This window comes from Pseudonocardia hierapolitana, assembly GCF_007994075.1.
Taxonomy (GTDB): Bacteria; Actinomycetota; Actinomycetes; order Mycobacteriales; family Pseudonocardiaceae; genus Pseudonocardia; species Pseudonocardia hierapolitana.
This window is the reverse complement of the sequence record NZ_VIWU01000001.1, coordinates 6,999,127-7,019,815: the sequence shown is the minus strand read 5'-3', so window position 1 is coordinate 7,019,815 and position 20,689 is coordinate 6,999,127. Positions and strand designations below refer to the sequence as shown.

At 72.0% G+C, this 20,689-nt stretch carries 22 protein-coding genes; 13 read left to right on the top strand and 9 right to left on the bottom strand.

The window, feature by feature from the left end; all coding sequences use genetic code 11:
* Positions 1–18: 18 nt before the first annotated feature.
* From FHX44_RS33175 to FHX44_RS33165, 3 genes are read left to right on the top strand one after another with little or no spacing between them, the layout of a single operon-like run.
* Positions 19–594 (top strand): TetR/AcrR family transcriptional regulator, encoded by a 576-nt coding sequence (locus FHX44_RS33175; RefSeq protein ID WP_147259389.1) that lies wholly within the window; start codon positions 19–21, stop codon positions 592–594.
* Between the two features lie 38 nt (positions 595–632).
* Entirely contained in the window at positions 633–2,411 is a 1,779-nt protein-coding gene (pabB, locus tag FHX44_RS33170; RefSeq protein ID WP_147259388.1) for an aminodeoxychorismate synthase component I, read from the top strand.
* 24 nt (positions 2,412–2,435) lie between these two features.
* Positions 2,436–2,804, top strand: a complete 369-nt coding sequence (locus FHX44_RS33165; RefSeq protein WP_147259387.1) for a hypothetical protein — start codon at positions 2,436–2,438, stop codon at positions 2,802–2,804.
* A 27-nt stretch (positions 2,805–2,831) separates the two neighbouring features.
* Here the strand turns inward: FHX44_RS33165 and FHX44_RS33160 are convergent, their stop codons facing one another.
* A complete protein-coding gene (locus FHX44_RS33160) occupies positions 2,832–3,818 on the bottom strand; it encodes a LacI family DNA-binding transcriptional regulator (protein ID WP_147259386.1) in 987 nt (328 codons plus the stop codon).
* A gap of 99 nt (positions 3,819–3,917) precedes the next feature.
* On the opposite strand from FHX44_RS33160, the gene FHX44_RS33155 reads away from it, so the two are divergent.
* Positions 3,918–4,835, top strand: a complete 918-nt coding sequence (locus tag FHX44_RS33155; RefSeq protein ID WP_212612759.1) for a dihydrodipicolinate synthase family protein — start codon at positions 3,918–3,920, stop codon at positions 4,833–4,835.
* Between the two features lie 104 nt (positions 4,836–4,939).
* Positions 4,940–6,178: an Nramp family divalent metal transporter gene (locus FHX44_RS33150; protein WP_147259384.1), complete on the top strand. Its 1,239-nt coding sequence runs from the start codon at positions 4,940–4,942 to the stop codon at positions 6,176–6,178.
* Between the two features lie 297 nt (positions 6,179–6,475).
* On the opposite strand, the gene FHX44_RS43525 is transcribed toward FHX44_RS33150, so the two are convergent.
* Complete coding sequence (locus FHX44_RS43525; protein ID WP_246171069.1) at positions 6,476–6,625, bottom strand: hypothetical protein; 150 nt, start codon at positions 6,623–6,625, stop codon at positions 6,476–6,478.
* On the opposite strand from FHX44_RS43525, the gene FHX44_RS33145 reads away from it, so the two are divergent.
* The 3 genes from FHX44_RS33145 (at position 6,590) to FHX44_RS33135 (ending at position 8,595) form a co-directional block, all read left to right on the top strand.
* Entirely contained in the window at positions 6,590–7,147 is a 558-nt protein-coding gene (locus FHX44_RS33145; RefSeq protein WP_246171026.1) for a Crp/Fnr family transcriptional regulator, read from the top strand. The genes FHX44_RS43525 and FHX44_RS33145 overlap by 36 nt on opposite strands.
* Positions 7,148–7,178: 31 nt before the next feature.
* Positions 7,179–8,150, top strand: a complete 972-nt coding sequence (locus FHX44_RS33140) for an alpha/beta fold hydrolase (protein ID WP_147259382.1) — start codon at positions 7,179–7,181, stop codon at positions 8,148–8,150.
* A gap of 178 nt (positions 8,151–8,328) precedes the next feature.
* A complete protein-coding gene (locus FHX44_RS33135) occupies positions 8,329–8,595 on the top strand; it encodes a hypothetical protein (protein WP_147259381.1) in 267 nt (88 codons plus the stop codon).
* A gap of 47 nt (positions 8,596–8,642) precedes the next feature.
* On the opposite strand, the gene FHX44_RS33130 is transcribed toward FHX44_RS33135, so the two are convergent.
* Genes FHX44_RS33130 through FHX44_RS33120 form a run of 3 tightly spaced genes read right to left on the bottom strand, consistent with a single transcriptional unit; the run spans position 8,643 to position 11,627 of the window.
* Complete coding sequence (locus tag FHX44_RS33130; RefSeq protein WP_246170725.1) at positions 8,643–9,863, bottom strand: cytochrome P450; 1,221 nt, start codon at positions 9,861–9,863, stop codon at positions 8,643–8,645.
* Positions 9,864–9,872: 9 nt separating this feature from the next.
* Positions 9,873–10,832, bottom strand: coding sequence for a PDR/VanB family oxidoreductase (locus tag FHX44_RS33125; protein WP_147259380.1), 960 nt, complete (start codon positions 10,830–10,832; stop codon positions 9,873–9,875).
* A gap of 48 nt (positions 10,833–10,880) precedes the next feature.
* Positions 10,881–11,627, bottom strand: coding sequence for an IclR family transcriptional regulator (locus FHX44_RS33120; protein WP_147259379.1), 747 nt, complete (start codon positions 11,625–11,627; stop codon positions 10,881–10,883).
* Positions 11,628–11,699: 72 nt separating this feature from the next.
* Between FHX44_RS33120 and FHX44_RS33115 the strand changes: the two genes are divergently transcribed.
* Positions 11,700–12,323 carry a LysE family translocator gene (locus tag FHX44_RS33115; RefSeq protein ID WP_246170724.1) on the top strand — a complete coding sequence of 208 codons (624 nt, stop codon included), beginning with the start codon at positions 11,700–11,702 and terminating at the stop codon, positions 12,321–12,323.
* A gap of 4 nt (positions 12,324–12,327) precedes the next feature.
* Here the strand turns inward: FHX44_RS33115 and FHX44_RS33110 are convergent, their stop codons facing one another.
* Positions 12,328–13,782 carry a S10 family peptidase gene (locus FHX44_RS33110; protein ID WP_147259378.1) on the bottom strand — a complete coding sequence of 485 codons (1,455 nt, stop codon included), beginning with the start codon at positions 13,780–13,782 and terminating at the stop codon, positions 12,328–12,330.
* A 63-nt stretch (positions 13,783–13,845) separates the two neighbouring features.
* Here FHX44_RS33110 and FHX44_RS33105 point away from each other — a divergent pair, with 63 nt between their 5' ends.
* Genes FHX44_RS33105 through FHX44_RS33090 form a run of 4 tightly spaced genes read left to right on the top strand, consistent with a single transcriptional unit; the run spans position 13,846 to position 17,666 of the window.
* On the top strand, positions 13,846–14,934 hold the full coding sequence (locus FHX44_RS33105) for an ABC transporter substrate-binding protein (protein WP_170309137.1): 1,089 nt from the start codon (positions 13,846–13,848) through the stop codon (positions 14,932–14,934).
* A 10-nt stretch (positions 14,935–14,944) separates the two neighbouring features.
* Positions 14,945–15,808, top strand: a complete 864-nt coding sequence (locus FHX44_RS33100; protein ID WP_147259376.1) for an ABC transporter permease — start codon at positions 14,945–14,947, stop codon at positions 15,806–15,808.
* On the top strand, positions 15,805–16,620 hold the full coding sequence (locus tag FHX44_RS33095; protein WP_170309136.1) for an ABC transporter permease: 816 nt from the start codon (positions 15,805–15,807) through the stop codon (positions 16,618–16,620). Before FHX44_RS33100 ends, FHX44_RS33095 begins: the two co-directional genes overlap by 4 nt.
* Positions 16,617–17,666 carry an ABC transporter ATP-binding protein gene (locus FHX44_RS33090; RefSeq protein ID WP_147259374.1) on the top strand — a complete coding sequence of 350 codons (1,050 nt, stop codon included), beginning with the start codon at positions 16,617–16,619 and terminating at the stop codon, positions 17,664–17,666. The genes FHX44_RS33095 and FHX44_RS33090 overlap by 4 nt, the downstream gene beginning before the upstream one ends.
* A gap of 102 nt (positions 17,667–17,768) precedes the next feature.
* On the opposite strand, the gene FHX44_RS33085 is transcribed toward FHX44_RS33090, so the two are convergent.
* From FHX44_RS33085 to FHX44_RS33075, 3 genes are read right to left on the bottom strand one after another with little or no spacing between them, the layout of a single operon-like run.
* Complete coding sequence (locus FHX44_RS33085) at positions 17,769–18,614, bottom strand: siderophore-interacting protein (RefSeq protein ID WP_425469206.1); 846 nt, start codon at positions 18,612–18,614, stop codon at positions 17,769–17,771.
* A 55-nt stretch (positions 18,615–18,669) separates the two neighbouring features.
* The gene (locus tag FHX44_RS33080) at positions 18,670–19,662 is read right to left on the bottom strand and encodes an ABC transporter substrate-binding protein (protein WP_147259373.1); all 993 of its coding nucleotides are present in this window, start codon (positions 19,660–19,662) and stop codon (positions 18,670–18,672) included.
* Between the two features lie 17 nt (positions 19,663–19,679).
* Positions 19,680–20,627: a methionyl-tRNA formyltransferase gene (locus FHX44_RS33075; protein ID WP_147259372.1), complete on the bottom strand. Its 948-nt coding sequence runs from the start codon at positions 20,625–20,627 to the stop codon at positions 19,680–19,682.
* Positions 20,628–20,689 lie beyond the last annotated feature (62 nt).

Genomic DNA, 20,689 nt, shown 5'->3' with positions numbered 1-20,689 from the left:
GATACTATGACGACTGTCATGGACACGACGAACCACCGAACGCGGCTCGTGGTCGGAGCGGCCGACATGCTGCGACGCCGCGGCCTGCACGCCACGAGCATCCGTGAAGTGGCCCGACACTCCGGCGCCCCACTGGGATCGACGTACCACTACTTCCCGGGCGGCAAGGACCAGCTGGTCACCGAGGCCGTCCGCTTCGCGGGCGACACCGTGACCCGTGTGCTCAGGGAGCGGCTGGCCGCCGGGCCGGTCGAGGGGCTGCGCAGCTTCCTCGCGCTCTGGCGTGATGTCGTGATCAGCACCGACCACCGGGCGGGCTGCCCGGTTCTGGCCGTCGCCGTCCAGGAATCGGACGCGCCGGCCGTCGAGGCGGCAGCCGACGTATTCCGCACCTGGGAGGCCCTGCTGGCCACGTCGCTACAGGAGAACGGGGTGGCGGCCACGCGGGCCCGCCGGCTCGCCGCGCTCGTCGTCGCCGCCGTCGAGGGAGCGGTGGCCGTCTGCCGGGCCGACCGCAGCACCCGCGCTCTCGACGACGTCGCGGTCGAGCTGGACGCCCTCCTCTCCGCCGCCACGGCCGGGCGCGACGGATAGCCGATCCGTCCCCGCGTGCGCGGGGGGAGGATCGGCTGATGCACGCCTCACGCCCCTGGGCGCGGTTCGACGACCTCACGGTCGGTTCCGCCCTGCAGTTCCCCGAGGTCGAGCAGGTGCTGGTCGCCTCAGAACCCGGTCAGGTGGCGGGCGTCCTCGACGAGGTGGAGCGCCGCACGGCCGCCGGGGCGTGGGCGTTCGGCTTCGTCGCCTACGAGGCCGCATCGGCACTCGACCCCGTCCTCACCACCCGGGAGCCGATCGACGGTCTGCCGCTGGCGTGGTTCGGCGTCGGGCGGCCGCAGGACGCGGCGCCGCTGCACCCACATCCCGGCGGACGGCCTGCGGGTCACTGGGCGCCGGAGTGGGACGAGCGTCGCCACCGTTCGGCCGTGCGGGAGGTCCGGTCCCGCATCGCCGCCGGGGAGACCTACCAGTGCAACCTCACCACGCGGCTGACCCGCGCGGTGGACGGTGAGCCGGAGGAGCTGTACCGGGACCTCGCGCTCGCCCAGCGCGGCGCGTACAACGCCTACCTCGACACCGGCCGCTTCGTCGTCGCCAGCGCGAGTCCGGAGCTGTTCTTCGAGCTCTCCGGCGACCGCATCCTCATGCGCCCGATGAAGGGCACCGCCGCACGCGGCCGCACCGGCGCCGAGGACGAGCGGATCGTCGCCCGGCTGCGCTCCAGCCCGAAGGAGCGCGCCGAGAACGTCATGATCGTCGACCTGGTGCGCAACGACCTGGCCCGCGTCGCCACCGCGGGCAGCGTGCGGGTGCCACGCCTGCTGCACGCCGAACGCTTCGCAACCGTGCACCAGCTGACCTCGGACGTCACCGCACAGCTGCGCCCGGACGTCGGGCTCTCGGAGATCTTCCGTGCCTTGTTCCCCTGCGGATCGGTGACCGGAGCCCCGAAGGCCCGCACGATGGAGCTGATCCGCGACGTCGAGGACTCGCCGCGCGGCGTGTACTGCGGCGCGATCGGCGTGATCGCCCCGCCGGGCGCACCGCTGCGGGCCCGGTTCTCCGTGGCGATCCGCACGGTGCTGGTCGACCGCGAGCGCGGCAGCGCCACCTACGGCACGGGCGGCGGGATCACCTGGAGCTCCCGGCCTGCCGCCGAGTACGCCGAGCTGCTCACGAAGGCCCGGGTGCTCGACACCCGCCCGCGGGAGTTCCACCTCCTCGAGACCATGAGGCTCGAAGCCGGGCGGCTGCGCTCGCTCGACGCACACCTGGCCCGGGTGTCGGCGTCGGCGGCCTACTTCGGGTTCCGCTTCGACCCCGCCGCCGTGCGGGCCGCCCTCGACGCGCGGCTGGCCGGCACCGGTGACGCGCGGGTCCGGCTGCGCTGCTACCGCGACGGCACGGTCGGCGTCGACGTCGAGGAGCTCCCCCGGCCCGCCCCGGACCGGGTCCGCCTGGCGATCGACCCGGAGCCGATCGACTCGACCGCCTGCTGGCCGCACCACAAGACCAGCCTGCGCGAGCCGTACTCGTCCCGGCTCGCGCGCCACCCGGCGGCCGACGACGTGGTGCTGGTGAACGAGCGCGGCGAGGTCACCGAGTCCTGCACGGCCAACCTCGCCGTCCGGATCGACGGGCGGTGGTGGACACCCCCGTTGGACAGCGGCTGCCTGCCCGGCATCGAACGCGCCCGGCTCGTGGCCGACGGTGCGCTCCAGGAGCGGGTCCTCCGGCCGGCGGACCTGCGCCGTGCCGAGGACCTCGCGCTGGTCAACTCGCTGCGGGGCAGCCGACCGGCAACGCTCGCCGACCGAACCGCCGCGCGGCCCACCAGGCGAGCGGGCTGATTCGACGTCTCGTAGAATTTCCGGATGGTCCGGTTCACCACCGCTCTCGGCATCGCGCTCGTCGTCCTCGGCGTCGGCGCCTACGTCCTGACGTCAGCCGTCAGCGTCACGGCGCTCATCCCCGCGTTCGTCGGCGTCCCGCTGCTCGTCTGCGCCGCCGTCGCCCGCTCGGCGTCGCGCCGGCGGGCCGCCCTGGCCGTTGCCGTGGCCATCGCCGTGCTCGGCGCGCTGGGATCGTCGATGAACGCCTTCCGGATCGGCGAGGCCATCGCCGGCACCGCGCAGCGCCCTTCTGCGGTCTGGGTCAGCGCGATCATGTTCGTGCTGCTGGTCGCCTACGTGGTCGTGGGCGTGCGAGCCCTCCTGCGATCGCGTTCGGCCCCCGCGGCGTGAGCGCCCTGGCCGACCCGAGCCGGGAGATCAGGCCGGGACCGGCGCGGTGGACCGGCGCGGGATGAGCGTCGGCGTGGCGACCAGCGTCCGGGCCGGGCCGTTGCGATCCGCATCGAGAAGGAGCTCGAGCGCCCCGGCCGCGATCTGGCGGAACGGCACCCGGACGGTCGTCAGCGGCACCGGGAGGCGGCTGACCACGGGGATGTCGTTGTAGCCGACGAGCGACACGTCGTCGGGGACGCGAAGGCCGAGCGCGTGGGCGGCCGCCATGACACCGATGGCCGTGTTGTCGTTGACGGCGAAGACGGCGGTGGGGCGGTCAGGGCGGCCCAGCAGGGCGCGTCCTGCGATCTCGCCCGCTTCCATCGAGAACGAGTCGCCTGCGACGAGTGACTCGTCGACGGGGAGACCGGCCTCGGCGAGCGCGCTCCGGTAGCCCTCCTGCCGATTTCGGGCGCTCGACGCGTACGAGGGCCCGCCGACCAGGCCGATGCGCCGGTGCCCGAGGTCGATCAGGTGGCGGGTCGCGAGGTGCGCCCCGAGCCGGTCGTCGCCGACCGACGAGGGGCTGACCCCGTCCGTTCGCAGCGCGAGCACGCGCGGGGCAGCACCTTCGCGCTCCATCGCCGTGTCGAGGCGGGCCGTGGTGAGGATCAGCCCGTCGACCCGGCGGCGGAGCAGCGTCTGGACGGCGAGGCGCTCGGTCTCGGGTTCGTCCTCCGTGGTCGCCACGATCGCGAAGAGCCCCCGCGCGCCGCTCACCGCGGCGATCTCCTCGTAGAGCATCGCCATCACGGTGTCGGTGAGCCGGGGGACGATGACGCCGACCGTGCTCGTACCCGCCCGGCGCAACCCCGATGCCAGCGGGTCGCGCACGTAGCCGAGTTCGGCGGCGACCTGGCGGACCCGTTCCGCGGTGGCACTGGTGGAGCGGGGGAGACGCTCGTCGAGCACCCGCGACACGGTCGACTTGCTCACGCCGGCCGCGCGAGCGACGTCGAGGATGGTCACCACGGGTGGAGGCTACTGAGACCGGGAGCCTTGACGCAGATGCAGATGGCCTCCATCCTATGGGAACGTTCCCGCAATCGTTCCCGAGATGAGGACCGACGAGTGTTCCCGGATCTGCGCGGCCTGGTGCCCGCCCCCGTCACCCCCTTCACCGTCGACGGCGCCGTCGACCACGCCACCTTGGCGAGCTACGGCAAGTGGCTCGCGAGCTTCGACGGGGTCGAGGGCCTCGTGTGCCTCGGACACGCTGGCGAGGGCACGTTCCTGACCCAGGACGAGCAGGTCGCGACGATCCGCACGCTCGTGGAAGCGGTCGACGGAACCGTGCCGATCATCGCCGGCATCACGGGCGAGGGCACCGCCGTCGCCGCCGCCGAGGCCGTACGCGCGGTCGACGCCGGGGCGGCCGCCGGGCTCGTCTACCCGTCCCACGGGTGGCTGCGGTTCGGCTTCCAGCCAGGTGCTCCGCAGGATCGCTACCGAGCGATCTTCGAGACCTCCGGGCTCCCGCTCATCCTGTTCCAGTACCCCGATGCCACCAAGGCCAGCTACGACCTGCCCACCCAGCTGGACATCGCGGCCCAGCCCGGCGTGTTCGCCACCAAGAACGGGGTGCGCAACATGCGCCGCTGGGACACCGAGATCCCCGTGCTGCGCGCGGAGCATCCCGACCTGCAGATCCTCACCTGCCACGACGAGTACCTGCTGCACACGATGTTCGACGTCGACGGCGCCCTCGTCGGCTACGGCGGCCTCGCCCCCGAGCCGCTGATCGAGCTGATCGCCGCGGGCAAGGCCCGGGACTACGCCGCCGCCCGAGCGGTGCACGACCGGCTCCTGCCGGTCACCAAGGCCGTGTACCACCGCGGCTCGCACATGGAGGGCACCGTCGCGCTCAAGCTGGGACTGAAGGCCCGTGGCATCCTCCCGTCCGCCACCGTCCGCTCCCCGCTGCGCGACCTCTCGGCCGAAGCGGAACGGGAGATCGTGCTCGCGCTCGAGTCCGCCGAGCTCATCTGACCGGAGGCTCCTTCCCCGGTGCGCCTCGGGTCGCGCCGGTCCGGTGACAACGCAGTCCCCGACGAACTCCGCGCCACGACGCGGAGGGCGAGGAAACGATCCACATGTCCCACCCAGCCACTCCCCCTGCCGTGCAGCCGCAGCGGCGTCACAAGATCTTCCAGCTCCTCGCGCTGATGGGCCCCGCCTTCGTGGTGGGAGCCTGGCAGTTCGGCCCGGGCAACCTCGCCTCGGCCGTGCAGGCCGGCAGCCGGTTCGGCTACTCCCTGATCTGGGTCATCGCCGTCTCGACGCTGCTGATGATCATGTTCACGGACATGAGCATCCGCATCGCCGTGTCCTCCCGCGGCTCGCTCATCGAGACGGTGAAGGACGTCCTCGGCCGGTTCACCGGCGGCGCGGCCGGCATCGGGGTCTTCGCGATCACCCTGATGTTCAGCGTCGGCAACGCCGTCGGGTCCGGCCTCGGACTCTCATTGACTCTCGGCGGCTCGCCGGTGTGGTGGACGCTCGCCTGCACCGCCGCCGTGGCCGCGATCCTGTTCGCCCGCAGGCTCTACGGGCTCGTCGAGAAGATCCTCCTGGTCATCGTCGCCACCATGGCCGTGTCCTTCGTCGTCACCGCCGTGCTCAGCGGGCCGGACTGGTCGGCGGCGGCAGGAGGCCTGGTCCCCTCCGTGCCCGCCGGCACCGGCCTTCTCCTGGTCGCGCTGGTCGGCACCAACTTCTCCATCAACGCCGCCTTCTACACCGGCTACGCGGCACGTGAACGCGGGCTGCGCCGCGACCAGTACCGCGACACCACCCTCGCCGACACCGTGCCCGGCATCGTCGCACCCGGGGTGATGACGGCGCTGGTCATCGTGGCCGCCGCCGCGGTGTTGCCCGGCTCCGACAGCAACAGCCTCGCCCAGCTCGCCGGCGTCCTCGAACCGATCGCCGGACCCGTCGGGCGGATCGTCTTCGCGCTCGGCTTCTTCGGTGCCGCCTTCTCCTCGATGATCGCCAACGCCGTCGCGGGCGGCACCCTGCTCGCCGACGGCTTCGGCTACGGCAACCGGCTGTCCTCCCTGCGCGTGCGCCTCGGGATCCTCGGCGTGCTCGCCTTCGGTGCAGCCGTGACCGTGCTCGCCGGCAGCGGGCCCGTCCAGCTGATCATCGTCGCGCAGGCGCTCACCGTCGTCGTCGCACCGCTGCTCGGAGTGCTCCTGGTCGTGCTGGCGAACAACCGGCGGCTGATGGGCGACCTGCGCAACACCTGGTGGCAGAACGTGCTGTCGACGATCGGCCTGATCGCGATCCTCGCGACGTGCTACCGGCTCGTCGCCACGCTCCTGAATTGAGCCGTAGCGACGTTGCAGGTCCAGCTGGTGCGGTAGAGCTGCCACCGGACAGAGCGACAACCCGCAAGAACCTCCCGAAGGACCTGGCCACCCGCCTGGAACGACTCGACCGCGACCGGCGCACCACCGCCCTCTGGGACGGCCGAACCGTCCCCGACGACGAAGACGAACCCCCACCCTTCTGAGCCGGCCGCCGAGCGGAGCCCGTGATCGCCGCCCAGGGCGTACCGTGCCGTCGTGCCGGTGCCACATGTTGGCCCGCCGGCGGACGATCGGATCCGGGTGGCGTTCGCCGCTTCACACCTGCGCGGTCTCCCCGCAGAGATCCTCGATGATCTGTTGGATGGCGCACGGCGGCACAGGGCGAGCGCCGGAGACACGCTTCACCGCGCCGGCGAAGGCGAGCGCCACATCGAGCTGGACGTAGCGGGTGTGGTCCGGGTGCACGTGAGCGCACCCGATGGCCGAACGCTGACCGTTCGGTACTGCCGAACGGGCGCCCTGCTCGGCGTCCTCTCGCTCTACGCCGAGCCCTTCGTCATGCCGGTGACGATCCAGGCGGTGGTCGACTCGGACCTGGTGGCGATCAGGCCCGCAGTTGTCCGGCGACTGGCGGACCGCGACCTTCGCGTCGCGAGGGCACTCCTGCTGGAGCTGAGCGAGCGCGCCGCGGCCTTCGCGGCGGAGATCGGAGGGTCGGCGTTCTCGAGCGTCCGACAGCGGGTCGCTCGGCACCTGCTCGACCTGGCCACGCATCGGCAACGGGGCAGCGAGCTGATCGCGCAGGTCAGCCAGCAAGAGCTTGCGGACGCGGTCGGCACGGTCCGCGAGGTGGTGGTCCGCGCACTGCGCGAGCTCCGCCACGGCGACGTGCTCGAAACCCGACGCGGCGGGATCAGGATCGTCGCGCCCGACCGGTTGCTCGCCGAGGCCTATCCGCAACCCCCCGACTGGAACTCAGGTCCCTGACCGGGATCGGCGCTCGCCCTAACGTCCCGGCATGGCTGCCTGCGTGGTCGTCGGGGCCGGCCAACTCATCTCGGAGGCGGACGTGAGTTCGATCGACGTCAACGGAGCCAGGCTGTACTACGAACTGCGCGGGGAGGGCCCCACGGTCCTGTTCATCTCCGGGGCAACCGGTGACGCCGGACACTGGACCGAGGTCGGCGACGCCCTGGCTGACGAGTACTCGGTGCTGTCCTACGACCGGCGCGCCAACTCACGCAGCCCTCGCCCGCCGAACTGGGTCACGGCACCGGTCGAGGAGCAGGCCGACGACGCCGCCGGCCTGCTCACAGCGCTCGACCTCGCTCCGGTCGTCGCTTACGGCAACAGCGGAGGAGCAATCATCCTGACGAGCCTCGCGCTGCGTCATCCCTCCCTGCTGCGCGGCGCGATCTTCCACGAGCCCGCCTATCTCGGTGTCACGTCAGCGGCAGAGGAGGTCGGTGCCGAGCTCCAGCGACTCATCGGCGAGGGGATGGCCACGGGTGGACCACCGGTGGCGACCGAGCTGTTCCAGCGGTGGGTCGCCGGCGACGAGGCCTTCGAGTCCCTCGACCCGGAGCTTCGTGACCGGATGCTCGGCAACGGCGAGGTCCTCTTCGGCCTGGAACTCGACAGCGTCTTGACCTACCTCCCCACGCCCGAACAGCTCGCCGAGGTCGGATTGCCGTGCGTCGTCGCGGCAGGCGCCGACAATCGCGATCCCGCTGCGACCCACCACTGGCTCTACGAGGCATCGAAGTGGCTCGCCGACCGGCTCCACGCCCCGCTCGTCGAAACACCCGGGGCACACGTGCCTCAATTCACCCACCCCCGAGAGCTCGCCGAGACGCTGCGCCCGATCCTGGGCAAGCTCGCCGCATCTTCGGCCGTACGACAACCGCACCGACCACGAGCTGCCACCGGACAGAGCGACAACCTGCAAGACCGCCGTCCACGTGGAGCGAAGTTCTCGCGACAGTTCTGACGCAATCCATCAGTTTCCGATGACCATCGGATGCACGGTCTACGAGTCACGCGACGACGGCTGGCAAGAATCAGGCACTTCTTGACTCGATCAACTCTCCCTGCGGCGTGTACGCGATCGCAATAATGTCCTCGACATTCCATTCACGAGTGCCGTCATCGAGGGAGGAACTTCGAGGATGAGATCCACGAGGGCAGCACGCCGCATCGCGGTGCGCGCAACCGCCACTGCCGCGTTCGGCCTGGTGCTGGCCGCCACCCTGGCCACGCCCGCTGTCGCCGCCGAGGCCGGCGTCATCACCAAACCGTTCGGCTACAACTACCCCACCGAGAACGCCTGTGACGACCAGGGGCAGACGCAGATGGCCCAGCAGAACGCGGACGATTACGCGTGTTACCGCCAGAGCGACAACACCTGGGACGGATACCTCATGTGGTACACGTGACCGCAATCTGGTCGCGCAGCTGATCGGCCGACGCACTCGACCGTAAGTCACGCCTCCCGCAGTCGCATCGGAAGGGACTCCCACGCCCGCAGGGTGTTGTTGTGGTGGCGCCGGGTCGGACCGGCGAGCTCGATCGTCGCAACCCGCCGGGCGAGCGCGGTGAGCAGGGCCTCCGCCTCCAGCCGCGCCACGTGCTGGCCGACGCACTGGTGGATACCCATGCCGAACCCGACGTGACCGGACGGGTCGCGGGACAGGTCGAAGGCGTCGGGGTCGGTCCAGCGCCGGGGATCGCGGTTCGCCGCCGCGAGGAACATGAGGATCTTGCGGCCGGCCGGTACCTCGACGCCGTCCGTGATCGCGACGTCCGTGGTCGCCGTCCGGAAGAACGTCTGCACCGGCGACTCCCAGCGCACGGCCTCGTCGAACGCCACCCGGGCGAGCCGTGGGTCCGAGCGCAGCCGCGCCCAATGCTCCGGGTGCGTGGCGAACGCGTAGAGCACGGCGCCCAGGCCGTGCACGGTGGTGTCGACGCCCGCGGTGAGCAGCGAGCGGACGACGAGGGGCGCCTGTTCGTAGGTGATCTCGCCGCGGTCGGCGGCCCCCCAGATCCGGGCGCCGAACCTGTCGGGGGCCAGCTCCTCGCGGGCGCAGCGGGCGTTGACCCACGCCGACAGCTCCGCCACCCGTGGCGCTCCCTTGGCGACGAGGTCGTTGCTCGGGCCGAAGGCGTTGAAGGCGTGGTCGCCGTAGGGCAGCAGGTTCTCCCGGCCCTCGGGCGGCAGGCCGACCGCGTCGGGGAACACGCGCAGCGGGAACGCCTGGGCGAGCGCGGGCACCGCGTCGAGCTCCGTGCTCCCGCCGGCGAGGACCTGGTCCACGAGGTCCTCCGCCGCGGCGGCCCATCGCTCGCGCAGCGTGCGCAGCGCCCGCGCGCCGACGATCCCGGAGAGGACCCGCCGCGGTGCGTCGTGGCGCGGCGGGTCGGCTTCGAGGAGCAGGCTCGGCGGGCGCCACGGCTTCTCGTGCCGGAAGTTCGACAGGCCGACGCCGGCGCCGGACTCGAAGCCCTGCCAGTTGGTCAGTGCGGCGTTCACCTGCTCGTAGCGGGCGAACGCGTAGACGTCGTACCTGCTCAGGTACACGACGGGGCCGGCGTCGCGCAGCCGGGCGTGCAGGGGCAGGGGGTCTTCGAGGACGTCGGGCGCGAACGGGTCGGCGTCGTCGGTCGGCACCCCGGGCGGTGCGGTGGCGGGCGCGCTGGTCACGGGAGCCTCCTAGAGGTCGAGAACGAGCCGGTCGTCGCAGGAGCGGGACACGCACGGGAACATGCAGTCGCCCGCGGCGCGCTCGTGGTCGGCGAGGATCGAGTCGCGGTGGTCGGGGCGGCCCGCGAGCACGGTGGTCTCGCAGGTGCCGCAGGTCCCTTGCCTGCAGGACGACAGCACGTCGACCCCGGCGGCGCGCACGGCGTCCAGCACGGAGAGATGCGGCGGTACGTCCACGACGACGCCGGCGCGGGCCAGCTCCACCGCGAACGGGCCGGAGCGGGCGGGCGCCCCCTGTTCCTTCGCGACGAACCGTTCGAGGTGCAGCGTGTAGGGCGGCCACGCGGCGCAGGCCCGCTCCATCGCGGCGAGCAGGGGCGGTGGGCCGCAGCAGTACACCTTGACGCCGGGGCGCGGCGCGCCGAGGAAGGCCGCGAGGTCGAGCAGCCCGCGCTCGTCCTGGGGGACGACCCGGACGCGGTCCCCGTACGCCGACAGCTCGTCGCGGAACGCCATCGACTCCCGGGCGCGGCCGCCGTAGAGCAGCCGCCAGTCGGCGCCGAGCAGGTCGGCCTGGTGGATCATCGGCAGTAGCGGCGTGATGCCGATCCCGCCCGCCACGAACAGGTAGGACGTGCTCGGGACGAGTGGGAAGTTGTTGCGCGGACCGCCCACGCCGATCACGTCTCCGGGCGCGAGCACGTCGTGCACGTACGCCGAGCCCCCGCGGCCGTCCGGTTCGCGCAGGACACCGACCCGGTAGGCGTGGGCGTCGAACCGGTCCCCGCAGAGCGAGTACTGGCGGGTGATCCCGGTCGGGAGCACGACGTCGATGTGGGCACCCGGGGTCCAGTCGGGCAGCCGGCGGCCGTCCGGGCGGGCGAGCATCAACGAGACGACGCCGTCGGCCTCGCGCGTCTTGGTCACGACCTCGAGCGAGACGACGTTCGCCGGAACGGCACCGTTCATGGGGGCAGGATCCGCGGGCGGCGGAACCGGGCGATACGGCGTTCCCATTCATTGAGAGGCGAGCGTGCGGCCGATCCCGCGGGCCGCCGCGAGCAGGGCGGGGACGTGCACGTACGCGTTGCCGTCGTTCGGCACCACCGCGCCGATCGCCGCCACCACCGCGCCGGAGCCGTCCCGCACGGGCGCCGCCACGCCGGTGGCATCGACGTGGATGAAGCCCGGGCACAGCGCGTAGCCCTGCCTGCGGATGTCGGCGAGCATCGCGCGCACCTGCGCCGGACGGGCCGGCGTGTTCGGGGTGAGGCGGCGCAGCGGCCCGGCCAGGACCCGCTCCTGCTGCTCGGCGGACGCGTGGGCGAGCAGCACCAGCCCGGACGAGGAGGCGTGCAGCGACAGCCGCCCCGCGATCCTCGTGTAGTTGATCACGGCGTTCGGCGCGGAGATCCGCTCGACGAACAGCACCTCGTCGCCGTCGAGCACCGCCAGCTGCAGGTGGTGGCCGATCACCGCGTGCAGGTCCTCGAGGAACGGCATGGCCGCCTCGCGCAACGACAGCGTGGGCGAGGCCCGTTGGGCCAGCTCCCACATCCGCACGCCCACCCGCACCTCGCCGTCGCGCCGGGCCAGCAGCCCGTGGACGGCCAGTTCGGCGATCAGCCGCGACGCGGTGGCGACGGGCAACCGGGATCGCCGGGCGATCTCGGTGACCGACAGCGCCTGCTCGTCCGGGGTGAACGCCTCCAGGAGGCGCACCACCCGGGCCACCACCGACTCACCCGTCCGCACCCGGGGCACCGGGCGAGTCTCCCCAGCGGTGCGCGGCTTGTCCACGCAGACCTGGCCGACCGTCCCAGTAGTGTCCTCGACGTGGTCGTGACCCAGTTCGTCGCACTCGGCGGCGTCGTCCTGCTCGCCGCGATGTCCCCGGGCCCCGACTTCGCGATCGTCACCCGCAACGCGATGGTCTCCGGCAGGCGTGCCGGGATGGCATGCGGTGTGGGGATCGCCGTTGGCGTGTTCGCGTGGGCCGTCGTCACCGCGCTGGGCATCGCCGGCCTGCTCGCCGCGTCCGCGGTGGCGTTCACCGCGGTCAAACTGGTCGGCGCGGCCTACCTGGTGCTGCTCGGCATCCGCGCACTGCTCGCCGCCCGGCGCGGCGAGTACGAGGACGCCCCGCAGATCCCGGGCTCCCGCGCGACCGGCACGCTCGCCGCGTTCCGCCAAGGCCTGGTGACCAACCTGCTCAACCCCAAGGTGGCGGTCTTCTTCGTCGCGCTGCTCCCCCAGTTCCTGCCCGCAACGGCCACCGCCGTCGACCACCTGCTGCTCGCCGTGGTCGCCGCGGGCGTCACGCTGACCTGGTTCACGGTGCTGGCGGGCGTGGTCAGCGCGCTGCGCAGGCTGCTCACCGCCAACCGGGTCCGCCGCACCATCGACGCGCTGATGGGCACCCTGCTGGTGGGTCTCGGCATCCGGATCGCCACCGACTGACCGGTCACGGCGTTGCGGTGACGAAGGCGGCGAGGTCGGCCGACTGCTGCACCCGGCTCGGCTCGTGCACGTACATCATGTGCCCGGCCTCGTAGTAGCGGACCTCGATCCGGTCGCGCAGCTCGTCGGGGATCGGGAGCTGGGCGAGCACCTGCTCGGCCGCGAAGTACGGGGTGGCCCCGTCGTGGTAGCCGCAGGCCACGTGCACGCGCAGGTGCGGGTTGGCGCGCATCGCCGCCGACAGGTTGCCCACCACCGAGACGGCCCTGCCCTCGAACTCCTTGTACGACCACGGCTGCACGCGGCCGGTGAGGATCTCGTAGGGCAGGTCGTTGGCGTAGCCGAGCGTGGTGCGGACGTGGGAGTTGACCGCCGCGGTGTACGGGCCCGTGATCGCCGCGATCGACGGGTCGTAGCCGGGCACCTCGCCGCCGTCGTCGGCCTCCCAGCCGGTGAACCGGCCGTCGATCCGCCCGACCGTGCGGCCCGACGTGCGCAGCACCTCCCGGAAGAAGCGCTGGTGCTCGATCCGCAGGCGCACCCGGCGGACGTAGTCCTCGTCGAGCCCGGCCAGGGCAGCGAGCCGGGCGGCGATCCGGTCGAACTCGTGGGCGGGCAGCCGGTTGCCCTGGGCCAGTGCCCACGGGTAGTCGCCCGCCGCGAAGTCCGCCGCGTCGGCCAGCACCTCGGCGAGCGTCCGGTCCGGGTGCAGGCCGTGGTGGTGGGCGATCGCGGCGTACGTCGGCAGGAAGAGCGGGTACGGCCGGTCGTTGCCCTCGGTGAAGCGGATCGTGCCCATGTCGAGCACGCTCGAGATCAGCATGAGGCCGTTGACGTACATGCCGTACCGGTCCTGCAGGTGCTCGGCCAGCGCTGCGGCGCGCAGCGTGCCGTACGACTCGCCTGCGAGGAACTTCGGCGACAACCACCGCTCGTTGCGCGTGATCCACAGCCGGATCACCTCGCCGACCGTCTGGACGTCGCCGGTGAAGCCGTGGAACTCGGACGGCTTGCCGCCCTCGACGGCGCGCGAGTAGCCGGTGCTGACCGGATCGACGAACACCAGGTCGGAGTGGGCGAGCAGCGACTCCTCGTTGTCGGTGAGCCCCCACGGTGGCGGCGTGAGCGACCCGGCATCCCCCATGACGACCCGCCGCGGACCGAACAACCCCATGTGCAGCCACACGCTGGAGGAGCCGGGCCCGCCGTTGAAGGCGATGGTGACCGGCCGGGTGCCCGGCTCGGCGCCGTCGAGCGTGTAGGCGACGAGGAACACCTCGGCGTGCGGCTCGTGGCCGTCGAACGTGCCGTCGGTGTGCTTCTCGTGCCGCACGACGATCCGGCCCGCCGTCGCGGTGTACGTGAGCTCGCCCGCCGGCGTACGCAGGGTGTGCGACGTGGTGACCAGCTCGTCCGTCGGGGGTTCGGGCTTCTCGTTCTGGGGAGCATCTTCAGCCACGACCTGACACTAAGTGATCGAGAGCACTTACGATGATCGCCATCTTCGAAGGAGGAGATCGACGTGGCGCAGCTCCCCCGCCGGCAGTTCCTGACCCTCGCGGGCGCCGCAGGCGCCACGCTCGGCCTCGCCGCCTGCGGCGGGCCACCCCCGCCGAACCCCGGGGCCGCGGGCGGTGGCGGCGGAGCGGGTGAGGTCGTCGTCGGGACGTGGGGCGGGGACTACCAGAAGTTCCAGCAGGACTTCGTCGAGCCGGTGCTGGCCGGCACCGACGGGGCACCGACCGTCGTCTACGACGTCGGTGACCACGTCGCGCGGCTGACGAAGATGCGCACGCAGGCCCAGACCGGCGGCCCGGGCACCATCGACGTCGCCGCGTTCGCCGACTCGCAGGCACAGGAGTCCGCCGACGCCGGGCTGCTCGCCCGGATCGACCCCGCACGGCTGCCCAACTCCGCGAACATCCGGGAGGACTTCCGCAACGACCTGTGGGTGCCGCACATCTACAGCGCCGGTGTGATCATCTACAACCCCGAGCACGTGAACCCGGCCCCCGACAGCTTCGAGGTGTTCTGGAACCCGGCCTACGCGGGCCGCATCGGGATCCAGTCGATCCAGTGGGCCCCCGAGTACTTCATGGCCGCCGCGCTCGAAGCGGGCGGCGACCCGGGCAACAACTGGGACGCGGGCTGGCAGCGGATGCTCGCGCGCAAGGGCACCGTCCGGGTCTACGAGTCCCAGGAGCAGCTCGGCCAGGCGATGATGTCCGGCGAGGTGTGGCTGGCATACAACTGGAAGGCACGCGCCTACCTGTGGAACAAGGCCGGCCAGGCACCACTGGCCGCGGCGATCCCGCGGGAGGGCACCATGCCGGTCGTCTTCACCGTCGGCGTCCCCGCCAACGCGCCCAACCCGGACGGCGCCTACGCGTACGTCAACGCCATGCTCGACCCCGAGGCGCAGCTGCAGTTCGCCCAGAACATGGGGTACTGGCCCACCGTCACGAACGTCGACCCGTCCCCGGAGCTCACCGCGCAGATCGGGTTCACGCCGGAGGAGGAGCAGAAGATCTACCCGGTGGACCTGTCCTACCTCGCGCAGAACAACGAACGCTGGCGCCAGCAGTACGTCGAGCAGCTCATCAACCAGTGACGTACCGACGATGACGTTCGATCGTCGCACCGGCTGGCTGCTGGTGATGCCGGCCGCGGTGCTCACCGTGGTCTTCTTCGTGGCGCCGCTGGTCTACTTCCTGCGCTTCAGCTTCGAACGGCCGTCGCGCACGGCGTTCTCGGAGCCCGTGTTCACGCTCGAGAACTTCGCGCGGTTCTTCGCCAGCCCGTTCCACGTCGGGGCGCTGACCCGCACGTTGCTGGTCGCGGCGGCGGCCACGGTGCTCGCGCTCCTCCTCGCCCTCCCGGTCGCCTACCTGATCACGAAGGCGCGGGCCCGGACGAAGGCGCTGCTGATCATCCTCACGGTGTTCCCGCTGCTCGTCGGCAACGTCGTGCGCTCCATCAGCTGGGTCGCGCTGCTGGGCTACTCGGGTGTGATCAACACCGTGCTCACCGCGGTGGGGCTCCTCGACGCGCCGGTCGAGCTGCTGCGCACCGCCACCACGGTCACCGTGGCGATCACGTCGGTCGTGCTGCCGCTGATGGTGCTCACGCTGCAGGCGTCCCTGGAGTCGGTCGACCCGAACACCGAACGGGCCGCGCTCGACCTGGGCGCCCGCCCGCTGCGGGTGTTCCGCCAGATCGTGCTGCCGCAGATCGTGCCGGGGATCGCGGCGGGCACGTCGCTGGTGTTCGTGCTGTGCATCAACGCCTACGCCACCCCGCGGCTCGTCGGCGGCGCGCAGGTGCCGATGCTCGCGCCCGTTGTCTACGACACGATCTCGTCGGACAACAACTGGCCGTTCGGCGCCAGCATGGCCGCCCTCATGCTCGTCGTGAGCCTCGCCGTGGTGCTGCTGTACGGCCGGTTGCTGAGGCGCCAGTTCGAGGGATGGCGGGTGGCGCGATGACCCTGCCCCGCTGGCTCGTCGTGGTCGGCGTGCTCGTGTTCGGCTTGATGCTGCTGCCGGTGGCGCTCGTCGTCTGGATGTCGGTGTTCGACAGCGAGTTCCTCACGTTCCCGCCGTCGGGCTACTCGCTGCGCTGGTTCGCCGGCCTCGCCCGCGAGCGGGGGCTCTTCGGTGGACTGCAGCTGTCCCTCGTGCTCGCCCTGTCGACCGCGGCGCTCTCGACGGCCCTCGGCCTGCTCGCCGCGGTCGGGCTCTCCCGTGCGCGGCTGCGGCGGCGGGGCGCCCTGGAGAACGGGTTCCTGCTCCCGCTGCTGATCCCGGCGATCGTGAGCGGCGTCGCGATCTACATCTACCTCTACCAGCTGTCGTGGATGCTGCAGGTCCGGCTCGTGCCGACGCTCGGTGCCCTGCTGCTCGCCCACACCATGATCACGCTCCCGTGGACGTTCCGGCTCGTGCACGCCGGCCTGTCGAGCCTGGGCACCGACGTCGAGCGGGCCTCGCTCGACCTCGGTCGCGGCCCGTGGCAGACGCTGTGGCGGGTGACCCTGCCGCTGCTGAGGCCGTCGCTCGTCGGGGCGTTCATCTTCGCCTTCATCTTCTCGTTCGCCGAGCTGGAGATCAGCTTGTTCCTCATCTCCCCCGGTCAGATCACGCTGCCGGTGGCGATGGTCCAGTACGCCGAGTTCCGCGTGGACCCGACGCTCGCGGCGGTGTCCACCGTGCAGATCCTGCTGGTGGGCACGCTGCTGGCGGTCACGAACAGGTTCATCCGGTTCGGCCAGGTCCTGTCCGGAGGGGTGAAGGGGTGACCGCACTCAGCATCGACGGCGTCAGCAAGTCGTTCGGCTCCACACCGGTGCTCGACGACATCCAGGTCGACGTCGAGGCGGGCGAGCTGGTGAGCCTGCTCGGCCCCAGCGGCTGCGGCAAGACCACCACGCTCAACGTCGTGGCCGGCTTCCTCCCCGCCGACGCCGGCCGGGTGCTGCTCGCGGGCGAGGACGTCACGGCGGTGCCGCCCTACCGGCGCGACACCGCGGTCGTGTTCCAGAACTACGCGCTCTTCCCGCACCTGCGTGTGCGGGACAACGTCGCCTACGGGCTGCGGGCCCGGAAGCTGCCCGCCACCGAGGTGACCGAGCGCGTGGGGGAAGCCCTCACGCTGATGGACATCGCGGGCCTCGCCGACCGCTACCCCGGCCAGCTCTCGGGCGGGCAGCAGCAGCGGGTCGCCGTCGCGCGCGCCGTCGCGGTCCGGCCGCGGGTGCTGCTCATGGACGAGCCGCTGTCCAACCTCGACGCCAAGCTCCGCCAGGAGATCCGCCTGGAACTGCGCGCCCTGCAGCAGCGGCTGGACCAGGCCGTCCTGTTCGTCACCCACGACCAGGAGGAGGCCCTGTCGATCTCCGACCGCGTCGCCGTGCTGAACGCCGGGCGGGTGGAGCAGGTCGGGAGCCCGTCGGAGGTCTTCGAGCGCCCGCGCACGGTGTTCGTCGCCGACTTCATGGGCGTGGAGAACATCTTCCCCGGCGCGGTCGTGGACGGCCGCTACCGCACCGCGGACGGGCTGGAACTGCCGGTGCCGAGCGCCGGGCCGGCTGCCCACGTCGGGATCCGCCCCTCGGCCGTCCGCCTCGCCCCGGGCGGGGCGCCCTCCCCCACGCAGTACGAGGCCCGGGTCACCGGCCGCGTCTACCTGGGCGACAGCGTCCGCTACCACCTCGAGCTCGAACCGGCCGGCATCCCGGTGGTGGCGGAGCAGCCCCGCAGCACGGGGACGTCCTGGCAGCCGGGCGATGCGGTGATGGCCTCCTTCGCCGCGGAGGATCTGCTCCCGCTCGAGAGCGCACCGTAGGAGGTCCACCCCGACTGCGCACGAGGTCCTGCCCGTGGCGATGCCGGGCATGAAGTGATCAGCCGGTAGCCGCCGTCATCCGGTCCGTGCCGTCGGTTGCCGTCAGTCTTCGTCGTCGAAGTCGGCGACGCCGCGCTTCCAGTAGCCCACGATGCGGAAGTCGCCCACCGGGATGCCCTGGTCGCGCACCCACCGGCGCAGCGGCTTGACGGCGCCCGCCTCGCCCGCGATCCAGACGAACGGCCGCTCCCCCGCCGGGAAGACCACGGAACGCACGGCCCGTTCGAGATCGTCGCCGGTGCCGGCCGGGGCGTCACCGTGATGCACCCAGCGCACGGTGAACCCGGGCGGGGCGGCCAGCTCGATCTCCTCCGCCGCGTCGCGCACCTCGACGAACGCCCATCCGGCGGCCGTGCGGGGCAGCTCCTCCAGGTAGCGGGCGATCTGCGGCAGCGCAGTGAGGTCACCGGCCAGGAGGTAGCGGTCGTAGTGGCCGGGCACCACGAACCCGCCGGGCGGGCCCGCGACGTGGATCCGCTCCCCCGGCTCGACCGCCACCGCCCAGTCCGACGCCACGCCGCCCGGGTGCACGGCGACGTCGACGTCGAGCTCGCCGGAGGCGGGATCGTGGCGGCGGACCGTGTACTCCCGCGAGATCGGCATCGGTCGGGGCCAGCGCAGCATGTTGCCGTCGCGTTCCGGCAGCCGCAGCTCGCCGCCCTCGTCCGGAAAGATCAGCCGGACGTGCTCCTCCGGTGCGTGGCTCCGAAAGCCGTCGATGCCGGGTCCACCCAGCGTCAGCCGGACGAGCGCCTGCGTGAGCCACGCGGTGCGCAGCACCACCAGTTCGCGGATCCCGATCGGGTACGGCACCCTGGCCGCGCCGGAGCCGGCCTTCGCTTCGGCGAGCAGCTCCGCGGTGTGCTCCCGCATGTCGGAAGGGCCCAGCCCGGACAGCCTGCTCACCACGACCATGATCTTCTCCCCAACTCTCGGTCCGACCTCACGGCGTGCGCAGCGGGGCGAAGGCCTGGTCGATCGCGTCGAGGGTCTTCAGCGCCACGGAGTAGGTGGCGGCCTCGGTGTAGCGGATCGGGAAGACCCGGCCCGCCTGCACGGCGGGCAGGTTCTTCCAGAGCTGCGAGTCGAGCACCCGCTGCACCGACGCCGGCACCGACCCGTCCGGGTTGACGCTGTAGGTGATCGCGTCCGCCTCGCCGAGGCTGCTGCCGATCTCCTCGATCGACGGGTACTCGCTCACCGCCCGCGACCCGGGGCCGGGGTTCTTCACCGCGCCGTAGTAGTTCGCGCCGACGTCCTGCGCCACGTTCGTGCCCCACGACCCGTTGAACTCGCGGTGGAACGTGCCGTCGGTGATCTGCCCGTACAAGCCGACGTGACCGAACCTCAACTGGGGCACCACGCCGGCGTACTTCGCCTTCAGCTCGGCTGCCTTCGCCTCGTACGCGCTACGGGCGGCGTCGAAGCCCGTCAGGGCACCTGCGGCGTCGGCGTGGCGGCGCGAGATCTCGCGCCACGCCGACGGGATCGTCGGGCCGACCGCCACCACCGGCGCGAGCGTCGCGAGCCGCTCCACGTCGACCTCTGCGAGCAGCGGCGCGGGCACCCCGATGACGATCAGGTCCGGCTTCGCCAGCGCGATCGCCTCGTAGTCCGTGTCGGCCGCCGACTCCCCCGCCACCTTGGGCAGGCCCTCGTAGGTGGCGAGCTCGTCCGGGCTCATCATCGGCACGCCGCGCGCCCACGTGGAGATCCCGACCAGCGGGGCGCCGGCCTCGATCAGCGCCGGGACGGCGTAGCCCGTGGCGACCACGCGCTGCGGGTGCGCGGGAATGGTCACCTCACCGTTGTCGCCGGTGAAGGTGCGCGTCTCGACGGCGGGTGCGGGCGCGGCGGCCTGCCCCGTGGCCCCGCAGCCTGCGGTGACGAGCGCGAGCGCCACCGCCGCGAGACAGGAGGACCAGCGCAGGTTCATGATCGATGCCCTCCGGGTCAGGGGTGCGAGGTGAGGTAGCCGCCCATGCGCGGGAAGTACTCGGCGGCGTCGAACTCCTCGCCGTCGTCGGTGCGCACCCGCTCGATCAGGAGGCCGGGGTTGCGCCCGCCCCGCGCGTTGGCGCCCGCGACGATCACGACCGCGCTCCCCCGCCGGATCACGATCCGGCCGGGCGTCCCGCCGATCGCGTCGTCGGTGACGCGCGCGCGCAGCACCCGCAGCCGCTCGCCGCGGTAGAAGCAGTAGGCGTTCGGGTACGGGTCGACCTGGGCCCGCACGAGGTTGAAGATGTCGCGCGCAGGCCAGCTCCAGTCGATGCGGTTGTCCTCGTCACCGCGGCGGTGGAAGTACGAGGCCTTCGCCCGGTCCTGCGGGACCGGGTCGCGACGGCCCGATCCCACCAGCTCGAGCGCCTCGACGGTGATCGGGCCGAACATCGAGAGCGTGCGGTCGAACAGGTCGACGATCGTGTCCTCGTCCGTGACCGGAGTGGACCACTGCAGGATGATGTCGCCTGCGTCGAAGTCGGCGCTCATCCTGTGCGCGGTGACCCCGACCTCCGGCTCGTCGTTGATCAGCGCCCAGTTCAGCGGGGCGAAGCCGGCGTAGGCGGGCAGCAGCGCGTCGTGGACGTTCACGGTGCCCAGCCGCGGGACCGCGTAGACCTCGGGCGGCAGCCACGTGCGCCAGTTGGAGACCACCATGACGTCGGCGTCCGCCCGGGCGACGGCCTCACGCACCTCCGCGTCCTCGGCGCGGTTGCGGACCAGCGCCGGGATACCGTGGTCGGCGGCGAGCTCGGCCACCGACTCGTTGAAGATCTTCTCGTAGGCGTTGTCGCTGTCGGGATGGGTGACGATCAGCGGCACGTCGTGGCCCGCGTCGAGCACGGCCTCGATCGTGCGCCGACCCCAGGTCATGTATCCGAAGGCCACCACGCGCATGCAAGATCCCCCTCTAGCCGTGGATAGGTAAGGATTACCTTAGGTCATCGGCCCGCCGGCAA

Excerpts from the sequence above, each read along its gene's own strand:
- FHX44_RS33175 (WP_147259389.1), top strand. The coding sequence starts at position 19 with ATGGACACGACGAACCACCGAACGCGGCTCGTGGTCGGAGCGGCCGAC.
- pabB (WP_147259388.1), top strand. The coding sequence starts at position 633 with ATGCACGCCTCACGCCCCTGGGCGCGGTTCGACGACCTCACGGTCGGT.
- FHX44_RS33165 (WP_147259387.1), top strand. The coding sequence starts at position 2,436 with ATGGTCCGGTTCACCACCGCTCTCGGCATCGCGCTCGTCGTCCTCGGC.
- FHX44_RS33150 (WP_147259384.1), top strand. The coding sequence starts at position 4,940 with ATGTCCCACCCAGCCACTCCCCCTGCCGTGCAGCCGCAGCGGCGTCAC.
- FHX44_RS33140 (WP_147259382.1), top strand. The coding sequence starts at position 7,179 with ATGGCTGCCTGCGTGGTCGTCGGGGCCGGCCAACTCATCTCGGAGGCG.
- FHX44_RS33135 (WP_147259381.1), top strand. The coding sequence starts at position 8,329 with ATGAGATCCACGAGGGCAGCACGCCGCATCGCGGTGCGCGCAACCGCC.
- FHX44_RS33125 (WP_147259380.1), bottom strand. The coding sequence starts at position 10,832 with ATGAACGGTGCCGTTCCGGCGAACGTCGTCTCGCTCGAGGTCGTGACC.
- FHX44_RS33100 (WP_147259376.1), top strand. The coding sequence starts at position 14,945 with ATGACGTTCGATCGTCGCACCGGCTGGCTGCTGGTGATGCCGGCCGCG.
- FHX44_RS33095 (WP_170309136.1), top strand. The coding sequence starts at position 15,805 with ATGACCCTGCCCCGCTGGCTCGTCGTGGTCGGCGTGCTCGTGTTCGGC.
- FHX44_RS33080 (WP_147259373.1), bottom strand. The coding sequence starts at position 19,662 with ATGAACCTGCGCTGGTCCTCCTGTCTCGCGGCGGTGGCGCTCGCGCTC.
- FHX44_RS33075 (WP_147259372.1), bottom strand. The coding sequence starts at position 20,627 with ATGCGCGTGGTGGCCTTCGGATACATGACCTGGGGTCGGCGCACGATC.